At 69.6% G+C, this 20497-nt stretch carries 18 protein-coding genes; 8 read left to right on the top strand and 10 right to left on the bottom strand.

What is annotated here, in order from left to right; translation table 11 throughout:
* Positions 1-88 precede the first annotated feature (88 nt).
* Positions 89-1531 (bottom strand): CCA tRNA nucleotidyltransferase, encoded by a 1443-nt coding sequence (locus ACFXGI_RS09300; protein WP_384704826.1) that lies wholly within the window; start codon positions 1529-1531, stop codon positions 89-91.
* A 185-nt stretch (positions 1532-1716) separates the two neighbouring features.
* Here ACFXGI_RS09300 and ACFXGI_RS09295 point away from each other — a divergent pair, with 185 nt between their 5' ends.
* The 7 genes from ACFXGI_RS09295 to trxA all read left to right on the top strand — a co-directional run bounded on the left by ACFXGI_RS09295 (position 1717) and on the right by trxA (position 11265).
* Complete coding sequence (locus tag ACFXGI_RS09295) at positions 1717-3984, top strand: DUF6049 family protein (protein WP_384704825.1); 2268 nt, start codon at positions 1717-1719, stop codon at positions 3982-3984.
* A 46-nt stretch (positions 3985-4030) separates the two neighbouring features.
* Positions 4031-6205 carry a murein biosynthesis integral membrane protein MurJ gene (murJ, locus tag ACFXGI_RS09290; protein ID WP_384704824.1) on the top strand — a complete coding sequence of 725 codons (2175 nt, stop codon included), beginning with the start codon at positions 4031-4033 and terminating at the stop codon, positions 6203-6205.
* Between the two features lie 117 nt (positions 6206-6322).
* Positions 6323-8056 carry a protein kinase family protein gene (locus ACFXGI_RS09285; protein WP_384704823.1) on the top strand — a complete coding sequence of 578 codons (1734 nt, stop codon included), beginning with the start codon at positions 6323-6325 and terminating at the stop codon, positions 8054-8056.
* Between the two features lie 101 nt (positions 8057-8157).
* Positions 8158-8859, top strand: coding sequence for an RNA polymerase sigma factor SigM (gene sigM, locus ACFXGI_RS09280; protein ID WP_384704822.1), 702 nt, complete (start codon positions 8158-8160; stop codon positions 8857-8859).
* Positions 8856-9788 carry an anti-sigma factor family protein gene (locus tag ACFXGI_RS09275; protein ID WP_384704821.1) on the top strand — a complete coding sequence of 311 codons (933 nt, stop codon included), beginning with the start codon at positions 8856-8858 and terminating at the stop codon, positions 9786-9788. Before sigM ends, ACFXGI_RS09275 begins: the two co-directional genes overlap by 4 nt.
* 125 nt (positions 9789-9913) lie before the next feature.
* Complete coding sequence (gene trxB / locus ACFXGI_RS09270; RefSeq protein ID WP_030857724.1) at positions 9914-10873, top strand: thioredoxin-disulfide reductase; 960 nt, start codon at positions 9914-9916, stop codon at positions 10871-10873.
* Positions 10874-10926: 53 nt separating this feature from the next.
* A complete protein-coding gene (gene trxA, locus ACFXGI_RS09265; RefSeq protein WP_030857722.1) occupies positions 10927-11265 on the top strand; it encodes a thioredoxin in 339 nt (112 codons plus the stop codon).
* 85 nt (positions 11266-11350) lie between these two features.
* Here the strand turns inward: trxA and ACFXGI_RS09260 are convergent, their stop codons facing one another.
* From ACFXGI_RS09260 to rpmH, 9 genes are all read right to left on the bottom strand, one after another.
* Positions 11351-11968 (bottom strand): GNAT family N-acetyltransferase, encoded by a 618-nt coding sequence (locus ACFXGI_RS09260; protein WP_384704820.1) that lies wholly within the window; start codon positions 11966-11968, stop codon positions 11351-11353.
* Positions 11969-12073: 105 nt separating this feature from the next.
* The gene (locus ACFXGI_RS09255; RefSeq protein WP_384704819.1) at positions 12074-13204 is read right to left on the bottom strand and encodes a ParB/RepB/Spo0J family partition protein; all 1131 of its coding nucleotides are present in this window, start codon (positions 13202-13204) and stop codon (positions 12074-12076) included.
* Positions 13201-14286 (bottom strand): AAA family ATPase, encoded by a 1086-nt coding sequence (locus tag ACFXGI_RS09250; RefSeq protein WP_384704818.1) that lies wholly within the window; start codon positions 14284-14286, stop codon positions 13201-13203. The genes ACFXGI_RS09255 and ACFXGI_RS09250 overlap by 4 nt, the downstream gene beginning before the upstream one ends.
* A gap of 246 nt (positions 14287-14532) precedes the next feature.
* On the bottom strand, positions 14533-15273 hold the full coding sequence (gene rsmG, locus ACFXGI_RS09245) for a 16S rRNA (guanine(527)-N(7))-methyltransferase RsmG (RefSeq protein ID WP_384704817.1): 741 nt from the start codon (positions 15271-15273) through the stop codon (positions 14533-14535).
* A 112-nt stretch (positions 15274-15385) separates the two neighbouring features.
* Entirely contained in the window at positions 15386-15898 is a 513-nt protein-coding gene (locus ACFXGI_RS09240; protein WP_266786761.1) for a R3H domain-containing nucleic acid-binding protein, read from the bottom strand.
* 15 nt (positions 15899-15913) lie between these two features.
* Positions 15914-17017 carry a membrane protein insertase YidC gene (yidC, locus tag ACFXGI_RS09235; protein ID WP_384704816.1) on the bottom strand — a complete coding sequence of 368 codons (1104 nt, stop codon included), beginning with the start codon at positions 17015-17017 and terminating at the stop codon, positions 15914-15916.
* A 3-nt stretch (positions 17018-17020) separates the two neighbouring features.
* Positions 17021-17302, bottom strand: a complete 282-nt coding sequence (yidD, locus tag ACFXGI_RS09230) for a membrane protein insertion efficiency factor YidD (RefSeq protein ID WP_078613072.1) — start codon at positions 17300-17302, stop codon at positions 17021-17023.
* Positions 17299-17673 carry a ribonuclease P protein component gene (rnpA, locus tag ACFXGI_RS09225; protein ID WP_384704815.1) on the bottom strand — a complete coding sequence of 125 codons (375 nt, stop codon included), beginning with the start codon at positions 17671-17673 and terminating at the stop codon, positions 17299-17301. The genes yidD and rnpA overlap by 4 nt, the downstream gene beginning before the upstream one ends.
* Positions 17674-17694: 21 nt before the next feature.
* Positions 17695-17832 carry a 50S ribosomal protein L34 gene (gene rpmH, locus ACFXGI_RS09220; RefSeq protein WP_008741645.1) on the bottom strand — a complete coding sequence of 46 codons (138 nt, stop codon included), beginning with the start codon at positions 17830-17832 and terminating at the stop codon, positions 17695-17697.
* 211 nt (positions 17833-18043) lie between these two features.
* On the opposite strand from rpmH, the gene dnaA reads away from it, so the two are divergent.
* Positions 18044-19969, top strand: coding sequence for a chromosomal replication initiator protein DnaA (dnaA, locus tag ACFXGI_RS09215; RefSeq protein WP_384704814.1), 1926 nt, complete (start codon positions 18044-18046; stop codon positions 19967-19969).
* Positions 19970-20497: the final 528 nt, after the last annotated feature.

The following is a 20497-nucleotide window of genomic DNA, read 5'->3' as shown; positions in this document are numbered from 1 at the left end:
GTTGGGGGGGGGGGGGCCGCCCTCGCCCCGGTCCCCGGGTGGCCGCGGGGGCGTCTCGCCCGGAACCACCCCCCCGCCCGACCGCGGATCATGCTTGAGCCGCCCACCACTCCTTGAGGGCGGCGACCGCGGCGTCGCGCTCCATCGGACCGTTCTCCAGCCGCAGCTCCAGCAGGAACCCGTAGGCCTTGCCGATCACCGGCCCGGGACCGACGCCCAGGACCTGCATGATCTCGTTGCCGTCCAGGTCGGGCCTGATGGCGTCGAGCTCCTCCTGCTCCTGAAGCTGCGCGATGCGCTCCTCCAGGCCGTCGTAGGTGCGGGAGAGGGCATTGGCCTTGCGCTTGTTGCGCGTGGTGCAGTCGGACCGGGTGAGCTTGTGCAGGCGGTCCAGGAGCGGGCCGGCGTCGCGGACGTAGCGCCGCACCGCGGAGTCGGTCCACTCGCCGTCCCCGTAGCCGTGGAAGCGCAGGTGCAGCTCCACCAGCCGGGACACGTCCTTGACCATGTCGTTGGAGTACTTCAGCGCGGTCATGCGCTTCTTGGTCATCTTCGCGCCCACCACCTCGTGGTGGTGGAAGGAGACCCGGCCGTCGCTCTCGAACCGGCGGGTGCGCGGCTTGCCGATGTCGTGCAGCAGGGCCGCAAGCCGCAGCACCAGGTCCGGGCCGTCGTGCTCCAGCGCGATGGCCTGCTCCAACACGATCAGCGAGTGGTCGTAGACGTCCTTGTGCCGGTGGTGCTCGTCACTCTCCAGCCGCAGGGCGGGCAGCTCGGGCAGCACGTGGTCGGCCAGCCCGGTGTCGGCGAGCAGGCCCAGACCCTTGCGAGGGTGCGCGGACAGCAGCAGCTTGTTCAGCTCGCCCTGCACCCGCTCCGCCGAGACGATCTCGATCCGGTCCGACATCGCCGTCATCGCCGCCACGACCTCGGGGGCGACCTCGAAGTCGAGCTGCGCGGCGAAGCGCGCCGCGCGCAGCATCCGCAGCGGGTCGTCGGAGAAGGAGTCCTCCGGAGTGCCGGGGGTGCGCAGAACGCCCGCCTGGAGGTCTTCCAGGCCCCCGTGGGGGTCCACGAACTCCTTCTCGGGGAGCGCAACGGCCATCGCGTTCACGGTGAAGTCCCGGCGGACCAGATCCTCCTCGATCGAGTCCCCGTAGGAGACCTCCGGCTTGCGCGAGGTGCGGTCGTACGACTCCGAGCGGTACGTGGTCACCTCGATCTGGAAGCCCTCTTTCTGGGCTCCGACGGTGCCGAAGGCGATGCCGACGTCCCAGACCGAGTCGGCCCACGGCCGGACGATCTTCAGGACGGCCTCGGGGCGGGCGTCGGTGGTGAAGTCGAGGTCGTTGCCGAGACGCCCGAGCAGCGCATCGCGTACGGACCCGCCGACCAGGGCAAGGCGGAAGCCGGCCTCTTGGAACCGGCGGCCGAGCTCGTCGGCGACAGGGGCGACCCGCAGCAGTTCACTGACCGCGCGGCGCTGCACCTGACTCAGGGCACTGGGGTTGTCTTCGTTGGCGTTCGGCACAACAGAAAAGGGTACGTGCCCCGCCCGGCGAGGGCTTCCCTGTTTGTGGGCGCCCCGGCGTGCGGCGCCGCCGGGGCGCCCCCGATCATGTGGAGCAAGGCGCGGCACTCGCGCACAGCGCACCTCGTTACCATTCGTGGACGCACGAACGACGACCACTGACACTTCGAGGGACGGGCTAGCGCGTGGCCGAGGCGGCAGACATCCAGGGGGCACCCCTCGCACCTGCCCGGCGCCGCTGGCTGCGCCGCGCAGTCGTTCTGCTGGCCGGGACCCCCGTGCTCGCCGCTCTGGTCTACTCGCCCGCCCCACAGGCCGCCCAGGCCGCCGAGGCGGGCACCGTCGACGTACAGCTGGACGGTATGGCTCCCGCGGCCCCGGTCAAGGGCGACACGCTCACCATCTCCGGCAGCGTGGTCAACAACGGCCGAGAGACGATCACGGGCGCGCACGTGGGGCTGCGGGTCGGGCCCGCCCTGGGCGACCGGGCCTCGATCGACGAAGCGGCGGAGCGCGCCGGGTTCCGGGCCGGCACGGATCCCGGCGAGATCGACCCGGCCTACGCCGTGAAGATCCCCTCGTTGCCGTCCAAGGTCAAGCAGGACTTCACCCTCACGATCCCGGTGAACAAGCTGGAGCTGGACAAGGACGGCGTCTACCAGCTCGGCGTCTCGCTGTCCGGGGAAACCGAGAGCCGCCAGTACGAGCAGGTGCTCGGCATCAAGAGGACCTTCCTCCCCTGGCAGCCCGAAGCCGCCGCCAAGCGCTCTCAGCTCACGTACCTGTGGCCGCTGATCTCCACCACGCACGTGACGGCGGAGACCGGCTCGGACGAGCTGCAGACCCCCGTCTTCCTCGACGACTCCCTCGCCGATGAGCTCAAGTCCGGCGGGCGCCTCCAGCAGATGGTCACCCTCGGCAAGGACCTGCCCGTCACCTGGGTCATCGACCCCGACCTGCTGTACACGGTCGACGCCATGACCAAGGGCTACCGGTACCGCACGCCGGACGGCCGGATCGTCCAGGGCAAGAACAAGGCCGTCGCCGAGCAGTGGCTGAGCGCCCTGGAGGCCGCGGTCCAGGGCAAGAAGATCGTCGCGCTGCCGTTCGCCGACCCCGACATCGCCTCCCTCGCCCACCAGGGCAAGGACGTCTCGGGCACCCTCGGCCAGCTGCGGCCGGCCACCGACAAGGCGAAGCAGGCCGTGGAGACCGTCCTGCACGTCACCCCGTCCACCGACTTCTCCTGGCCCGTAGACGGGACCATCGACCCGTCCATCGTCAACGTGGCGACCTCGGCGGGCGCCCACAACGTCCTGACGCGCAGCGACAGCCTCCAGGAGACCGGCGCCCTCGGCTACACGCCCTCCGCGGCCCGTCCCATCGGCGCGGGCGCCACGGCCGTCGTCGCCGACGCCGACCTGTCCACCGCCTTCCAGGGCGACATGCTGAACGCCGGGAACGCCACGCTGGCCGTGCAGCGGTTCCTCGCCCAGAGCCTCGCCCTGAACCTGCAGAAGACCGACAACCAGCGCAGCTTCGTCGTCACCCCGCAGCGGATGCCGTCCACCAGCCAGGCGCAGTCGATGGCGGCCGCCGTACGGGGCCTGCAGGCAGGCCGCTGGACCCAGCCGGCGGACCTCGACACCGCGGCCGCGGCCAAGCCCGACCCGGGCGTCAACACCCAGGTCCCGGGCGCCGGCCAGTACCCCGAGACGCTGCGCAAGACGGAGCTCCCGGTCTCCGCCTTCGAGAAGATCCGCACCACCCAGAACACCCTGGACCACTTCAAGGTGATCCTCAGCGCGCCCGACCGCGTGGAGATCCCCTTCGGCAACGCCACCAACCGCGAGATGTCCACCTCCTGGCGCGGCCGCCCCGAGGAGGCGCGGCTCTACCGGGAGCAGGTGCAGGAGTACCTGCTCGGTCTCACCGAGAAGGTCAAGGTCGTCCCCAAGTCCGACGCCACCCTGTCCGGACACAGCGCGACCATCCCGGTCAGCGTCCAGAACAGCCTCGTCCAGGACGTGCACAACCTCGTCCTGCGCGTGAAGTCCGCCAACCCGACCCGCCTGATGTTCGGGGACAGCGGCCAGGCCGAACAGGAAGTGACCGTCACGGGCGGACACAGCCAGACGGTCAAATTCACCGCCAACGCCACCGCGAGCGGCCCCGTCGAGGTCACCGCGCAGCTCTTCACCACGGACGGCGTGCCCTATGGAAAGGCACGCAAGTTCACCGTGGAGGCCACCGAGATCACTCCGACCGTCATGCTCGTCATCGCGGGCGGCGTTCTCCTCCTCGTTCTGGCAGGCATCAAGATGTACGCCAGCCGCAAGCGCGTCGCGGCCCGTGCGGCCGCCGACGAGAGCACGCAGCCGAGTGACGAGACCCCGGACACCGGACCGCAAAGCACCGGGCCGTCCGGCACGGGTGAGACAGTGGACCGTTGAGCGATGCCGTGGCCGGTCGGCCTGGGGACGATGAGGTGGGGTTTCGATGAACGCGCCGTACGACGGTGACCGCGCGCAGGGCACTGGTGGGCCCGCGCCCTACCAGGGCGCTGCCCCGGGCACCCCGGTGGCCGGGCAGGTCCCCGCGCCTGCGCCCGCGCCGGACCGTGACCCGTACGTCCAGGACGCCTACGACCACGACCCGTACCGGTCCCAGGACCTGTCGGCCCAGGATCCCGTGGCCGAGGTCCTCTACGACCGGGCCTCGCACCCTCCGCCGCCGCCCGGCACCTACCAGGAGCCCGGACCGCTCTACGCGGCCCCGCAGGCCCCCGTGCACGCCCCCGACCCGCACGTCTGGGCCCAGACCCCGCCGCCCGAGCCGGACGGGCCCTCCCGGCACCTGCCCTACGGCGACCACGCGACGACCACCCAGTTCGTCGGCGTGGACTCCCTGGTCACCCAGGCGGCGGACGAGAAGCCCGAGCCGGACGCCTTCGCGCACCTCTACCGGGACCAGCAGGGCACGCCCGGCACGCCGGCGGAGGACGTCCCCGTCGCCGCCCCGGCGCCGAGCAAGCCCGCCGGCCGCGCCTCCAGCCTCCTCAAGTCCAGCGCCCTGATGGCCGCCGGCACGATCGTCTCCCGCATCACCGGCTTCCTGCGGACCCTCGTCATCGCCGGTGCCATCGGCGTCGGCACGTTCAACGACACGTACCAGATCGCCAACACCCTGCCGACGATGATCTACGTGCTGGTCGGCGGCGGCGCACTCAACGCGGTCTTCATCCCGCAGCTGGTACGGGCCATGAAGCAGGACGACGACGGGGGCGAGGCCTACGCCAACCGCCTCCTGACGCTCGTCGTCGTGCTGCTGGCCGCCATCACCACGATCTGCGTCCTCGCAGCGCCGGTGTTCATCACGATGATGTCGCCGAAGCTCGCGTCCGACCCCCAGCAGATGGACGTCGCGGTCGCCTTCGCCCGCTACTGCCTGCCGACCATGTTCTTCATGGGCGTGCACGTGGTCCTCGGTCAGATCCTCAACGCGCGCGGCCGGTTCGGCGCGATGATGTGGACCCCCGTCCTCAACAACATCGTCGTCATCGCCACGTTCGGCGCCTTCATCTGGGCCTTCGGCGGCTTCACGACCTCCGGGGTCAGCGCGACCACCGTCACCCCCGAAGGCGTCCGCCTGCTGGGCCTCGGCACCCTCCTGGGCCTCACCGTCCAGGCCCTCGCGATGCTGCCCTACCTGCGCGACGCCGGCTTCAGGCCGCGCCTGCGCTTCGACTGGCGGGGCCACGGCCTCGGCAAGGCCGCCCGCCTGGCCAAGTGGACGTTCTTCTTCGTCCTGGCCAACCAGATCGGCCTCGTCGTCGTGACGCAGCTCGCCACCTGGGCCGGATCCGTGGCGGAGAAGCAGGGCCACCCCGGCACCGGCATCACCGCCTACAACTACGCACTGCTGCTGTGGCAGATGCCGCAGGCCATCATCACCGTCTCCGTCATGACGGCCGTGCTGCCGCGCATCTCCCGCTCGGCCCACGACGGGGACGCCGCCGCCGTCCGCGACGACATCTCGTACGGGCTGCGCACCTCGGCCGTCGCGATCGTGCCCTGCGCCTTCGCGTTCCTCGCCCTCGGCGTCCCCATGGCCACGCTGCTGTACGCCGGTTCCGGATCCGGCGCCCAGAACATCGGCTACGTCCTGATGGCCTTCGGCCTCGGACTCATCCCGTACTCCGTCCAGTACGTCGTCCTGCGCGGGTTCTACGCCTACGAGGACACCCGGACGCCCTTCTACAACACGGTGATCGTCGCCGGCGTCAACGCGACCGTCTCCACCGCCGCGTTCTTCGTGCTCCCCGCGCGCTGGGCCGTCGTCGGCATGGCCGCCGCCTACGGGCTCGGCTACACGGTCGGCGTGGGCGTCGCCTGGCGGCGGCTGCGCACCCGGCTGGGCGGCGACCTCGACGGCGCCCACGTGATGCGCACCTACGCCCGCCTCACCGGCGCCTGCGTCCCCGCGGCAGCCGTGGGCGGCGCCGCCGCCTACGCGGTCACCCAGTGGCTCGGCAGCGGAGTCACCGGCTCCCTCGCCGCGTTGGCCGCCGGCGGTGTCGCACTGGCCGCCGTGTTCCTCGTGGCGGCCAAGCGGATGCGCATCGAAGAGCTCAACGCCATGGTCGGAATGGTCCGCGGCCGCTTGGGTCGCTGATGCGCACAACCGTCGGACCCCTTCGCGTGTCGTGCATAGCGCCGGACTGTGGGCACAATTGGCATGGCTTCGCAGACTGGCCGACAGCGCGTAACGGATGGGGAGGCAGGAACGACGGTGGCGGAACGTAGCACGGCTGCCGTCGACGTGGCCGACAACGGCGGCGACGAGCCGCCGGCCGCAGATGCGGCAAAGGCCACGGCCGACGGGGTGGACACCCAGAACGGACGAGCCGCGGACGGACCCATGCCCGAAAAGGACGGCGAACGCAGGAAAGCGGCTCCTGCTGCCGCCCCCGAACTCCACAGCGGCCACAAGCTCGCCAGGCGCTACCGCCTCGAAGAGTGCGTCACCCGTCTGGACGGATTCAGCAGCTGGCGCGCCATGGACGAGAAGCTGCGCCGTGCCGTGGGCGTCCACCTACTGCCCGCCGACCATCCCCGGGCCCGCGCCGTCCTGGCCGCGGCCCGCTCCTCCGCGCTGCTCGGCGACCCGAGGTTCGTCCACGTCCTCGACGCCGTCGAGGAGAACGACCTCGTCTACGTCGTCCACGAGTGGCTGCCCGACGCCACCGAGCTGACCGCGATCCTCGCCTCGGGCCCCCTGGAGCCCCACGAGGCCTACCAGCTCGTCACCCAGGTCTCCCAGGCGATGGCCGCCGCGCACCGCGAAGGCCTGGCCCACCTGCGGCTGACGCCCAGCGCCATACTGCGGACCTCCACAGGCCAGTACCGCATCCGCGGGCTCGCCGTGAACGCCGCCCTGCGCGGCATCACCAGCGACACCCCGCAGCGCGCGGACACCGAGGCCGTCGGCGCACTCCTGTACGCCGCCCTGACGCAGCGCTGGCCGTACGAGAACGACGCGTACGGCCTGACCGGCCTGCCCAAGGGCGTCGGCCTGATCGCGCCCGACCAGGTCCGTGCCGGAGTGCACCGGGGGCTGGGGGAGCTCGCCATGCGCGCCCTCGCCAACGACGGGGCCACCGCCTCCCGGCAGGAGCCGCCCTGCACCACCCCGGAGGAACTGGCGAAGGCCGTCGCCGCGATGCCGCGCATCCGGCCGCCGGAGCCCGCTTTCACCGCTCCGCCGGAGTACCAGCACACCACCTACCAGCAGGGCAACTACGGCCGCCCACAGCCGCACCCCGGCGGACCGGGCAGCCATACCATGGCCATCCCGCCGCCGCCCCCGCTGCAGAGCCGCACCGGTCGCGTCCTGAAATGGGGTGTGGCCGCCCTGCTCATCGCCGCGCTCGGCCTGGGCAGCTGGCAGCTCGCCGACACGCTCCTGGAACGCGTCAAGGGCGACACCGGCAGCAACGGCTCCAACCAGCAGCCCAAGCCCGACGAGAGCTCCAAGTCGGCCAAGCCGAACAACCCGGGCAAGCCCCTGCAGATCGCCAACGCCACCACCTTCGGCAAGGATCCGATCAAGCCGGAGGACGCGGACAAGGCCACCGACAAGAACGGCGACTCCGCCTGGATCACCAAGGTGTTCTACGGCTACGCCAACTTCGGCAACCTGGACAGCTACGACGACGGCAGCGGCATCGTCGTCGACCTCGGCAGCGTCCAGGAGGTGGCCGGTCTCGACGTCGACATGTACGCGGCCGGGCAGAAGGTCGAGGTTCGGGCCGCCTCTCCGGAGGCCAATCAGCCCCGTTCCCTCTCGGACTTCTCCCACGAGGTCGTCAAGCTGACCACCGCGGGGAAGAACCTCAAGACCACCCTGGAGACCCCGCTGAAGACCCGCTACCTGGTGATCCACATCACCTCGCTGCCCGCCGACTCGAACGGCGGCTACCGGGGTGGCATCAACGAGATCAAGGTGCTCGGCACGGCCGAGTAGGACCGGGCCGCCACGGATACGGGACCGCTGCGCCAACTGGGCAGCGGTCCCTCGTATTCGTCCCGCCCGACCCGTACGCTCCCTTCCGGAGGGGAGGTGTGATGCACTCAGCAACGGGAGACGACCGGAGCGACCAGGAGCTGCTGGCGCTGCACACCGCCGGTGATCCCGATGCCTTCGGGGAACTCGTCCGGCGGCACCGCGATCGGCTGTGGGCCGTGGCCCTGCGCACCCTCGGCGACCGCGAGGAAGCCGCCGACGCCGTGCAGGACGCCCTCGTCTCCGCCTACCGGGCCGCCCACACGTTCCGCGGCGAATCGGCCGTCACCACCTGGCTGCACCGCATCACCGTCAATGCCTGCCTCGACCGGGCCCGCAAAGCCGCCTCCCGCAAGACCTCGCCACTGGACGACACGGAGCGCCTGGAGCGCCTCCTGGAGCCCCACGAGTCCGCCGAGGCACCGGCGGAGCGCCAAGACCTCCATCGGCAGCTCCTGGCCGCTCTCAGCACGCTCCCGGCCGAGCAGCGGGCCGTCCTGGTCCTCGTCGACATGCAGGGATACCCCGTCGCCGAGGCCGCCCGTATCCTCGACGTCCCCACCGGCACCGTGAAGAGCCGGTGTGCGCGCGGCCGGGCGAAGCTCCTCCCGATGCTCACCCATCTGCGCTCGAATGCCGGGGATAACACCGCCGCCGAGCGGGGAAGGAACCGGACGCCGGGGACAGCCGTCCCACCAGCGGCAGACCCCAGTCAGCCAGCCCCAGACGCAGACACGGTGAAGGGCGGAGGTGGACGAACGTGACTCCCACAACCGGCACGATCCGGCACCCTGACGTCTCGGAGATCTCCGACCTGACCGAAGGGCTCCTCTCCCCGGTCAGAGCCGGGGAGGTACGCCGCCATCTGGGCGACTGCCCCCTGTGCGCGGACGTCCTCGCCTCCCTGGAGGAGATCCGGGGACTCCTCGGCACGCTGCCGGGGCCGCCCAGGATGCCCTCCGACATCGCCGGCCGCATCGACGCGGCCCTCGCCGCCGAAGCCCTCCTCGACTCCACCGCGCCCAGGGCGGAGACCGCCCCGGCCTCCGATGTTTCACGTGAAACATCGCCTGCCGCACCTTCGGGTCCGGGTACCGGGCGACCCGCCGGTCACCCGGCCGGAGCAACCGGTCCCGGGCGCCGTCGCGCCCGTCGCCGGATCGCCGTCATCGCCGGCCTGTCCGGAGCGGCCGCCTGCGCCCTCGGCATCTTCCTCGCCGCCAACCTGCTCGGGACCGGCTCCCCGGACACCGCCGCCCGCAGATCCGCGACGAGCACGGCAGCCGCGGCCCCCGCCGACGGGACGTACACCGCGCAGGGCCTCCAAGACAACGTGCGCCGACTCCTGGCCTCCGGACCGGGGGCGAAGACCGCTCCGCAGGAGGAACAGCAGAACAACACCTACGGATTGGAGAAGAGCACCACGCCCCCACCGGACCTGGCCCCGGGCGACGGCAACCGCACGACCGCCTCCTCCGTGCCGGCCTGTGTCCAGCACGCCACCGGTCGCACCGACACCCCGCTCGCGGCCGAACTGGGCAGCTACCAGGGCACCGAGGCTTACCTCCTCGTCCTGCCGCACCCCGGCGACTCAGCCCGTGTGGATGCCTATCTGGTGGGTGCCGAGTGCACGAAGACCCCGTCTGCCGGATCTGACAAACCATTGCTGACCAGTACATATCCTCGAAGCTGACACCTTCGGGACCGCGAGGGAGCGGGTCGGGAATGCATGCGCCGTAGGATCCGTTGGGTGGGGTGAGACAACACACCGGCCCCTCCGGCAGCAGCGTGCAGTCCACAGAGACGAGGAAGAAACCCGTGAGCGACGTACGAAACGTGATCATCATCGGTTCCGGGCCGGCCGGCTACACCGCCGCCCTGTACACCGCACGCGCTTCGCTCAAGCCGCTGGTCTTCGAAGGCGCGGTCACCGCAGGTGGCGCGCTGATGAACACCACCGAGGTCGAGAACTTCCCCGGCTTCCAGGACGGCATCATGGGTCCGGACCTCATGGACAACATGCGCGGCCAGGCCGAGCGCTTCGGCGCCGAGCTCGTCCCCGACGACGTCGTGTCCGTGGACCTCACCGGTGACATCAAGACGGTCACCGACACCGCCGGTACCGTGCACCGCGCCAAGGCCGTGATCGTCACCACCGGCTCCCAGCACCGCAAGCTCGGGCTCCCCAACGAGGACGCCCTGTCGGGCCGCGGTGTCTCCTGGTGCGCCACCTGTGACGGGTTCTTCTTCAAGGACCAGGACATCGCCGTCGTCGGTGGTGGCGACACCGCCATCGAGGAGGCCACCTTCCTCTCGCGCTTCGCCAAGTCCGTCACCATCGTGCACCGCCGTGACAGCCTGCGTGCCTCCAAGGCCATGCAGGACCGCGCCTTCGCCGACCCGAAGATCAAGTTCGCCTGGGACAGCGAGGTCGCGGAGATCCACGGCGAGCAGAAGCTCTCCGGTCTCACCCTGCGCAACACCAAGACCGGTGAGACCTCCGAGCTCCCCGTGACGGGCCTGTTCATCGCTGTTGGCCACGACCCGCGCACCGAGCTGTTCAAGGACCAGCTGGAGCTCGACGGGGAGGGCTACCTCAAGGTCGACGCCCCCTCGACGCGGACCAACCTCACTGGCGTGTTCGGCGCGGGAGACGTCGTGGACCACACGTACCGTCAGGCCATCACCGCCGCGGGCACCGGCTGCTCCGCGGCCCTGGACGCCGAGCGCTTCCTCTCCGCCCTCGCGGACGCCGAGAAGGCGCACGCGACGGTCTGACCTTCGCCCACTTTCACACCCCACACCCCGCAGGAAAGAACTAGGAGGCCGCAGTGGCCCTCAAGAGCGTGACCGACGCCGACTTCGACGCCGCAGTCCTGAGCAGCGACAAGCCCGTCCTGGTGGACTTCTGGGCCGAGTGGTGCGGCCCGTGCCGCCAGATCGCCCCGTCCCTGGAGGCCATCGCGGCCGAGTACGGCGACGAGATCGAGATCGTCAAGCTCAACATCGACCAGAACCCGGACACGGCCGCCAAGTACGGAGTCATGTCCATCCCGACCCTGAACGTCTACAAGGGCGGCGAGGTCGTCAAGACCATCGTCGGCGCCAAGCCGAAGGCCGCCATCCTGCGTGACCTCGACGGCTTCGTGACCATCAAGCCCGTCGCCTGACGGTTGGAACCTCCGCCCGGCGACAGCCGGGGATGTTTCACGTGAAACGGGGCCGCCCCCTCGAAGGGGCGGCCCCGTTCGCACATCACAGCGGCCGCAGCGCGGGCTCCTTGCGTGCCGCGCCGAGCAGCCGGTCCAGCGCGAGCTCCACGTCTTCCTTCCACGAGAGCGTCGAGCGCATCTCCAGCCGCAGTCGCGGATGGACAGGATGCGGCCGCACCGTCTTGAAGCCCACGGCCAGCAGGTGGTCTGCCGGCAACAGGCAGGCCGGGCCCTCCCAGCGTGCGTCCCCGAACGCCTCTATCGCCCGGAACCCGCGCCGCAACAGGTCCTTGGCCACCGTTTGGACCATCACCCGCCCCAAGCCCTGGCCTTGATAGCCCGGCATGATCCACGCCGTGATCAGCTGCACCGCGTCCGGGGACACCGGACTCGTCGGAAACGAAGTGGCCCGCGGTACGTACGCCGGTGGCGCGTACAGCACGAACCCCACCGGGATCTCGTCCACGTAGACCACGCGCCCGCACGAGCCCCACTCCAGCAGGACGGCGGAGATCCACGCCTCCTTCTCCAGCGCCGGCGTCCCCGCCTTCACTGCGGCCTCACCGCTGACGGGATCCAACTCCCAGAACACACAGGACCGGCAACGCCGAGGCAGGTCCTGCAGGTTGTCCAGCGTGAGTGGTACCAACCGACGCCCCATGAGCGCATCGTATCCACAGCCCGAATCGGGCGAAACCGCGACAAGGCAAAGGGGCAGATCGTGCCGGTTCACACCGGCACGATCCGCCCCTCGGCGGCCGGGAACTCACTCCCCGGACAGACCCTGCTCCAGCACCCGGCCCTCGCCCGGCGCCAGCGTCCCCAGAATCCGCTCCAGATCCTCCATCGAGGCGAACTCGACGGTGATCTTGCCCTTCTTCTGACCCAGATCCACCTTCACGCGCGTCTCGAACCGGTCCGACAGCCGAGTCGCCAGCTCACTGAGCGCCGGAGCCACCCGGGTACCGGCCCGCGGCCCCTTCGGCTTCACGGGCCCCTCGGGCTCGGAGCCCATCAGCGAGACGATCTCCTCGACCGCCCGCACCGACAGTCCCTCGGCCACGATCCGGTGCGCCAGCTTGTCCTGTGCTTCGGAATGCTCCACCGACAGCAGGGCCCGCGCATGTCCGGCGGACAGCACGCCCGCGGCCACCCGGCGCTGGACCGGGGGCGAGAGCTTCAGAAGGCGCAGCGTGTTGGACACCTGCGGACGCGAACGCCCGATCCGATCCGCCAGCTGGTCGTGCGTGCAGTTGAAGTCCTGGAGCAGCTGGTCGTACGCGGCCGCCTCCTCCAGGGGGTTCAGCTGCGCCCGATGCAGGTTCTCCAGCAGTGCGTCCAGCAGCAGCTTCTCGTCGTCCGTCGCCCGGATGATCGCCGGAATGCGCTCCAGCCCAGCCTCCCGGCAGGCCCGCCAGCGACGCTCACCCATGATGAGCTCGTAGCGGTCCGGAGCCGACTGCCGCACGACCACCGGCTGAAGCAGACCCACCTCCTGGATGGAGGTGACCAGCTCCGCGAGCGCGTCCTCGTCGAACACCTCACGGGGCTGGCGCGGGTTCGGCGTGATCGAGTCCATCGGGAGCTCGGCGAACGTCGCCCCGGCCACCACATTGGCCTCGGGCTCCACCGTCTCCGGCTCATCCGCGACGGCAACCGCAGTCGTCGCCGCAAGCGATGTTCCTCCCCCAGCTACCGCTGGGGGCGCCCCCAGTGAAACATCGGCCTGCGCCAGCGAAGCCAGCTTCGCCGCCGCGACCCCGCGCTCCGAAGGCAACGTCGGCATCGCCGACGGAGACGTCGAGCCGGCACCGATCACCGGCGGCGTCTTCTCCTGGGGAGCGGCGGGGATCAGCGCGCCGAGCCCCCGCCCCAGACCCCTACGTCGCTCACTCACTGGATCCCCTCCGCCACACTCTGCGTGCTGTTCATGCCCGCGCCCAGATGGGCGTGCTGGGCGTCGTACGAAATTCCGGCCCCCCGCAGCGCGATCTCGCGCGCCGCTTCCAGATAGGAGAGAGAACCACTCGAACCCGGATCGTAGGTGAGCACCGTCTGGCCGTAACTCGGGGCCTCGGAAATGCGCACCGAACGCGGGATGCTCGTGCGCAGCACCTCCTTGCCGAAGTGCGTGCGCACCTCCTCCGCCACCTGCGAAGCCAGCCGGGTCCTGCCGTCGTACATCGTCAGCAGGATCGTCGACACGTGCAGCGACGGGTTCAGGTGAGCCCGCACCAGGTCGACATTGCGCAGCAGCTGCCCCAGACCCTCCAGTGCGTAGTACTCGCACTGGATCGGGATCAGCACCTCGGCGCCGGCCACCAGTGCGTTCACCGTCAGCAGTCCCAGCGAGGGCGGGCAGTCGATCAGGATGTAGTCCAGCGGCTGCTCGTACGCCTGGATGGCCCGCTGGAGCCGGCTCTCGCGAGCCACCAGGGACACCAGCTCGATCTCCGCACCCGCCAGGTCGATCGTGGCCGGAGCACAGAAGAGCCCCTCCACGTCCGCCACCGGCTGGACGACCTCCAGCAGCGGCCGGCTGTCCACGAGCACGTCGTAGATCGAGGGCACATCCGCATGGTGGTCGATACCGAGCGCCGTGGACGCGTTGCCCTGCGGGTCGAGGTCGACCACCAGGACGCGCGCACCGTGCAGGGCCAAGGAAGCCGCCAGGTTCACGGTCGTCGTGGTCTTGCCCACGCCGCCCTTCTGGTTGGCGACCACGATGACCCGGGTCTGCGCCGGGCGCGGCAGCCCCGCGCCGGCACGCCCCAGCGCCTCGACCGCCAGCTGGGCGGCACGGCCGATGGGCGTGTCGTTGTCTACAAGAGGCGACGATGTTTCACGTGAAACATCGTCCCCCGCTGATTCAGAGCGGGGACCGGGGACCGGGTCGGCCATCGGCCCCGCGAGGTTGGCGTCGGACCGCACGGTGTCACTCTCCTCCACATCAGGCTCGCGATGAACAGAGCCTGCCATGACACCCGGGTCGCGAACCAGCGGGGCCCGTACTCCTGTGGATGAATCCACCGTTGTGGACAACTCCGTCCCCCCGTCGCCCTTACGGGAACGGGGGGACGCGGCCGCACGGCCGCGGCTGATGATTCCGTGCAGCAGAGAGCGATGTTTCACGTGAAACACGATGCCCGGACAGTGCCCAGACAGGGTCTTCGGGCCGCTACGACACTCCGAAATCCATACCTATAGGGCTCAATGCCCCGGAATTCAGCGGCGCCGACGGGTCCGGCTGGTGCGCGCGGCCTTAGCCCGCTTGGCCGCGAACCTCACCCCACCGGGGCTTTCCCCGACCTCCACACGGACGACGGTGGACAGGGGATCCACCACACCTTCGCCCACCTGCAGCACCGAGGTCTTCACCACACCGAGCTTCGCCAATGCGGTCTTGGCCGCCACCAGCTCCTCCTCGGCGGTGTCGCCCTTGAGTGCCAGCATCTCCCCGTACGGACGCAGCAGGGGCACGCCCCAGCCCGCCAGCCGGTCCAGCGGAGCCACGGCCCGTGCCGTCACCACGTGCACCGGCTGTACCTTGCCGAGCATCTCCTCGGCGCGGCCGCGCACCACCGTGACGTGGTCCAGGCCCAGCAGCTCCACGACCTCCTGGAGGAAGGTCGTCCGCCGCAGCAGCGGCTCCAGCAACGTGATCTTCAGATCCCGCCGCACCAGAGCCAGCGGAATACCGGGCAGGCCGGCACCCGAGCCGACATCGCAGACGGTGACGCCCTCGGGCACCACCTCCGAGAGCACCGCGCAGTTCAGCAGGTGCCGCTCCCAGAGCCGCGGCACCTCGCGCGGGCCGATCAGGCCGCGCTTGACGCCCGCGTCCGCCAGCAGCTCCGCATACCGCACAGCTTCCGGGAAAAACTCGCCGAACACCGCGCGCGCCTCTTCAGGCGCCGGGGGAAGCTCCGCTGCCTCCGTCACGGGGACCGTCCTTCCGTACCGCATGGATCGTTGAAAACGCACTGCTCGAACTGGCACCGCCGAGACCGGCACTGCCAGGCTGACAAACTTCGGCCCCGTCTGCGACACAGACGGGGCCGAACACTCAGGCTTGCGATCAGGCCGGGAGCACGACGACGAAGCGCTGCGGCTCCTCGCCCTCCGACTCGCTCTTCAGACCGGCGGCCGCCACGGCGTCGTGGACGACCTTGCGCTCGAAGGGGGTCATCGGCGCCAGCTTCAGCGGCTCACCGGATGCCTTCACGTCCGCCGCCGCCTGGGCACCGAGCGCCGCCAGCTCCTCGCGCTTCTTCGCACGGAAGCCCGCGATGTCCAGCATCAGCCGGCTGCGGTCCCCGGTCTCGCGGTGCACGGCGAGGCGGGTCAGCTCCTGCAGAGCCTCCAGGACCTCACCGTCGCGGCCCACGAGCTTCTGGAGATCGCGGCCGGCGGAGTCACTGACGATCGACACCGCGGCCCGGTCGGCCTCGACGTCCATGTCGATGTCCCCGTCCAGGTCGGCGATGTCCAGCAGACCCTCGAGGTAGTCGGCCGCGATCTCACCCTCCTGCTCAAGGCGGGTCAGGGTGTCGCCACTCTCAGCGGCGGCGGTGGTGGTGCCTTCCGTCACGGGAGGGACTCCTTCTTACTTCTTGGAAGAGGGCTTGGGGGGCGTCTGGCGCTGCGACTTCGACTGCCGCTTCGGCTGCTGCCGCTTGGCGGCACCGCCGCTCGCAGCGTCCGAGTCGGCCGTGGCCTCGGCGCTCTTGATCACAGACCCGTCCGCCTGCGCAGCCAGACCCTGCTTCGTGAGAGCCGCGATGAACTTGCGCTCGTTGTCGTTGCGGTCCGGGCCCTTGGCCACGATCGCCGCGACGATCTTCTTCTTGCCCCGGCCCTTGACGTCTCCGTGCGTGGTGACGTGCTTCAGCAGACGGGTCAGGTACTGGTCCTGGGCCTTGCTGCCGGGGGTCGGGTTCTGGTTGATCACGTACATCTGCTGGCCCATGGTCCACACGTTGGTGGTCAGCCAGTAGACGAGGACACCGACGGGGAAGTTGATGCCCATGAAGGCGAAGATCAGCGGGAAGACGTACATCAGCATCTTCTGCTGCTGCATGAACGGCGTCTTCACCGAGAGGTCGACGTTCTTCTGCATCAGCTGACGCTGGGTGTAGAACTGCGACAGCGACATCAGGACGATCATGACCGCGGTCACGATCCGGACGTCGGTCAGAGAGGCGCCGAGCGCGGCGACCTTCTCCTCGCTGTCCGTGAACTTGGCCGCCAGCGGGGCACCGAAGATGTGCGCCTGGCGGGCGCTCTCCAGCAGCGACTCGTTGATCACGCCGATGGTCTTGCCGTTGGCGATGGCCGAGAGCACGTGGTACAGCGCGAAGAAGAACGGCGACTGCGCGATGATCGGAAGGCACGAGGAGAGCGGGTTGGTACCCGTCTCCTTGTACAGCTTCATCATCTCTTCGGACTGGCGCTGCTTGTCGTTCTTGTAGCGCTCCTGGATCGCCTTCATCTTCGGCTGGAGCGCCTGCATGCCCCGCGTCGCTTTGATCTGCTTCACGAAGAGCGGGATCAAGCAGATACGGATCAAGACCACCAGGGACACGATCGACAGGCCCCAGGCCCAACCGCTGTCCGGGCCGAAGATCGCGCCGTACAGACTGTGGAACTGGACGATGACCCACGAGACGGGCGTGGTGATAAAGCTGAACAGACTGGCAATCGTGTCCACTAATCAGGCTCCTTGAGCATTGCGAGATCTACGCAACGCACTGCGCAGCTGCTCGTGCCAACGCGGGCGTTTACGGGGTGGGACATGATCGACACCACCGGCGGACCACGGATTGCACCGCAGGATCCGCCAGCCGGTCAGAACCGTCCCCTTCACCGCACCATGCCGGTCGATGGCCGTGAACCCGTAGTGCGAGCACGAGGGGTAATAACGGCACACCGGCCCGAGCAGCGGACTGATCGTCCACTGGTACAGCTTGATCAATGCGAGCAGCGGGTACTTCATCGAGCCACGCCTCCCAGGAGCCGCATCAGAGCGGCATCCAGGTCCCGGGCCAGTTCGTCGGCACCGGCATCACCCGCGCCGGGCAATGCCCGCACCACCACCAGGCTACCGGCGGGCAGCTGTGAGAGGCGTTCGCGGACAAGATGGCGCAAACGGCGCTTCACCCGGTTACGGACGACGGCGACACCCACGGCCTTGCTGACGACGAAACCCGCACGCGTCGAGGGATCGATCTCCCCCGGCTCGTGCGGGTCCGTTGCACCGCTTGTACGTAGGTGGACGACGAGGAGCGGGCGACCAGCCCGACGACCTCGGCGTACCGCGCTCGCGAAGTCCTCACGCCGCCTCAGCCGATTTTCGGGAGACAGCACGACGTCACGACCTGCGTGTTGTTACGCGGAAAGGGCTGCGCGGCCCTTGCCACGGCGGTTCGCGAGGATCGCGCGACCGGCACGGGTACGCATCCGGAGACGGAAGCCGTGGGTCTTGGCACGACGGCGGTTGTTCGGCTGGAAGGTGCGCTTGCTCACTCGGGGGCTCCAGAGAATGAATCGTTGTGGCGGGACATCGCCTGGCTGTCACCGTGCGCCCACGAGGAAACTCGCGTGTTCGCCCGAGTGGCACCGCTAAACGATCACAAAAGGTGATCTTCGCCCATCGGTAGGCAGGCGGCAGCAGCCATCGACAACTCGACCTCGTTACGGTACGCGCGGCTACGCCATCCGGTCAAACCGAGGCGACGTGCCCTCACACTGTGCACAGGCTGTGGACAACGACTTGAACCGTACCCGTCGGCCTGACTACCGTTGTCTGATCCCGGATTTTTTGTCCCGACCGTCCCAAAGAACCACACATTCGTGGGACCCCTGTGAGAGAGCGTGCTCTGTGGCTGACGTACCTGCCGATCTTGCCGCAGTGTGGCCAAGGGTGCTCGAAAAGCTCCTCGGGGAGGGACAGCAGGCGATCGAGCCCAAGGACAAGCAGTGGGTCGAGCGCTGCCAGCCCCTGGCCCTCGTCGCCGACACCGCGCTGCTCGCCGTCCCCAACGAATACGGCAAGCGCGTCCTCGAGGGCCGGCTCGCCCCGCTGATCAGCGATGCGCTCAGCCGCGAGTGCGGCCGCCCCATCCGCATCGCCATCACCGTGGACGACTCCGCCGGCGAGCCCGCGCCCCTGCCCGCGGCCACCCAGCAGCGCCCCGAGCCGTACGAGCCGTACGGCAACCAGCGCGGCGGCCACAACGGCCCCGGCGGGCCCTCCGACGACCAGCTCCCCACCGCCCGCCCCGCCTACCCGGACTACCAGCAGTCGCGCCCCGAGCCCGGCTCCTGGCCCCGCGGCGGCCAGCAGGACGACTACGGCTGGCAGCAGCCGCGCCTCGGCGGCTTCCCCGAGCGGGATCCGTACGCCTCCCCGCAGCCGGGCTACCTCCAGCAGTCCGACCCCGGCGGGTACGAGCAGGGCTCCTTCGACCAGCAGCAGTACGAGCAGCAGCAGTACGAGCCCCGCCAGCCCCAGCAGTCCCATCAGTACGAGCAGCAGCAGTACGAGCAGCCGGCCCCGCGCCCGGCGCCCGGCCGGCCCGCGCCGCCCCCGTCCTCCTCGGGCGGCTCGACCTCGGGCCCGCTGGAGCCGACCGCCCGGCTCAACCCCAAGTACCTGTTCGACACGTTCGTCATCGGCGCGTCCAACCGCTTCGCGCACGCGGCCGCGGTGGCCGTCGCCGAGGCGCCGGCCAAGGCCTACAACCCCCTCTTCATCTACGGGGAATCGGGCCTGGGCAAAACGCATCTTCTGCACGCCATCGGGCACTACGCGCGGAGCCTGTACCCCGGCACCCGGGTGCGGTACGTGAGCTCCGAGGAGTTCACCAACGAGTTCATCAACTCGATCCGCGACGGCAAGGGCGACGCGTTCCGCAAGCGCTACCGCGAGATGGACATCCTGCTCGTCGACGACATCCAGTTCCTCGCGAGCAAGGAGTCGACGCAGGAGGAGTTCTTCCACACCTTCAATACGCTCCACAACGCCAACAAGCAGATCGTGCTGTCCTCCGACCGGCCGCCCAAGCAGCTCGTCACCCTGGAGGACCGGCTCCGCAACCGCTTCGAGTGGGGCCTGATCACCGACGTCCAGCCGCCCGAGCTGGAGACCCGTATCGCGATCCTGCGCAAGAAGGCCGTACAGGAGCAGCTCAACGCCCCGCCGGAGGTACTGGAGTTCATCGCCTCCCGCATCTCGCGCAACATCCGCGAGCTGGAGGGGGCGCTGATCCGGGTCACGGCCTTCGCGAGCCTGAACCGGCAGCCGGTCGACCTCGGCCTGGCCGAGGACGTCCTCAAGAACCTGATCCCCGGCGGCGAGGACTCCGCCCCAGAGATCACGGCGACGGACATCATGGCGGCCACCGCGGACTACTTCGGCCTCACCGTGGACGACCTGTGCGGCTCCTCGCGCAGCCGTGTGCTGGTCACCGCCCGGCAGATCGCCATGTACCTGTGCCGGGAGCTGACGGACCTCTCCCTGCCCAAGATCGGGGCACAGTTCGGCGGCCGCGACCACACCACGGTCATGCACGCGGACCGCAAGATCCGGGCCCTGATGGCGGAGCGGCGGTCCATCTACAACCAGGTCACCGAGCTCACCAACCGCATCAAGAACGGCTGAGCGAGGGGCCTCTCGGCCCTGCCGGCGGGCCCCGCCGGGCCTCTCCAAACGCTTTCAGAGGGCGCTCCCGGGGTACTTCGGGGGCGCCCTTCTTCGTCCGCGCGCCCCTGGTCTGTTCGAATACGCCCCCTGTGGAGCAACTCATCCACAGATTCCCCGACTTTCTTCCGTCCACAGGGTGGGGACAGGTTCCGTCACCCACAATCTGTCCACAGGGCCGCGGGGTGAGGCCCCATCAGCACTGGTCAGACCCCTGTGGATTTGTGCGCAAGCGCCGTCCACAGCCTGTGGACAGAACTCTCGTCCACAGGCTCGTCCACTCCTCTGTCCACCACCGGCCCACAGGTTCCCGCACTCTGTGCACAGGATCCGGCGAGTTACCCACACCGCTGTCCACTGTTCGGCAACATTGCACCTCCCGTCACCACCCGGAGTGAAAGCCGTCACACGGAAGACGACGTTTGGGCTGTGGAGTACTGGGGGAAACCTGGGGACACACCTGTGGAGTAGTCGGGGTCATCTGGGGAT

Origin of the sequence: Streptomyces sp. NPDC059355, from assembly GCF_042752335.1 — a bacterium.
Classification (GTDB): Bacteria; Actinomycetota; Actinomycetes; order Streptomycetales; family Streptomycetaceae; genus Streptomyces.
This window is presented reverse-complemented; position numbering and strand designations above follow the sequence as displayed.

Bases quoted from the DNA above. Each gene is read 5' to 3' on its own strand.
- rsmG (WP_384704817.1), bottom strand. From the start codon at position 15,273: ATGCGGTACGGAAGGACGGTCCCCGTGACGGAGGCAGCGGAGCTTCCC.
- ACFXGI_RS09250 (WP_384704818.1), bottom strand. From the start codon at position 14,286: ATGGCAGGCTCTGTTCATCGCGAGCCTGATGTGGAGGAGAGTGACACC.
- yidD (WP_078613072.1), bottom strand. From the start codon at position 17,302: ATGAAGTACCCGCTGCTCGCATTGATCAAGCTGTACCAGTGGACGATC.
- murJ (WP_384704824.1), top strand. From the start codon at position 4,031: ATGAACGCGCCGTACGACGGTGACCGCGCGCAGGGCACTGGTGGGCCC.
- ACFXGI_RS09260 (WP_384704820.1), bottom strand. From the start codon at position 11,968: ATGGGGCGTCGGTTGGTACCACTCACGCTGGACAACCTGCAGGACCTG.
- sigM (WP_384704822.1), top strand. From the start codon at position 8,158: ATGCACTCAGCAACGGGAGACGACCGGAGCGACCAGGAGCTGCTGGCG.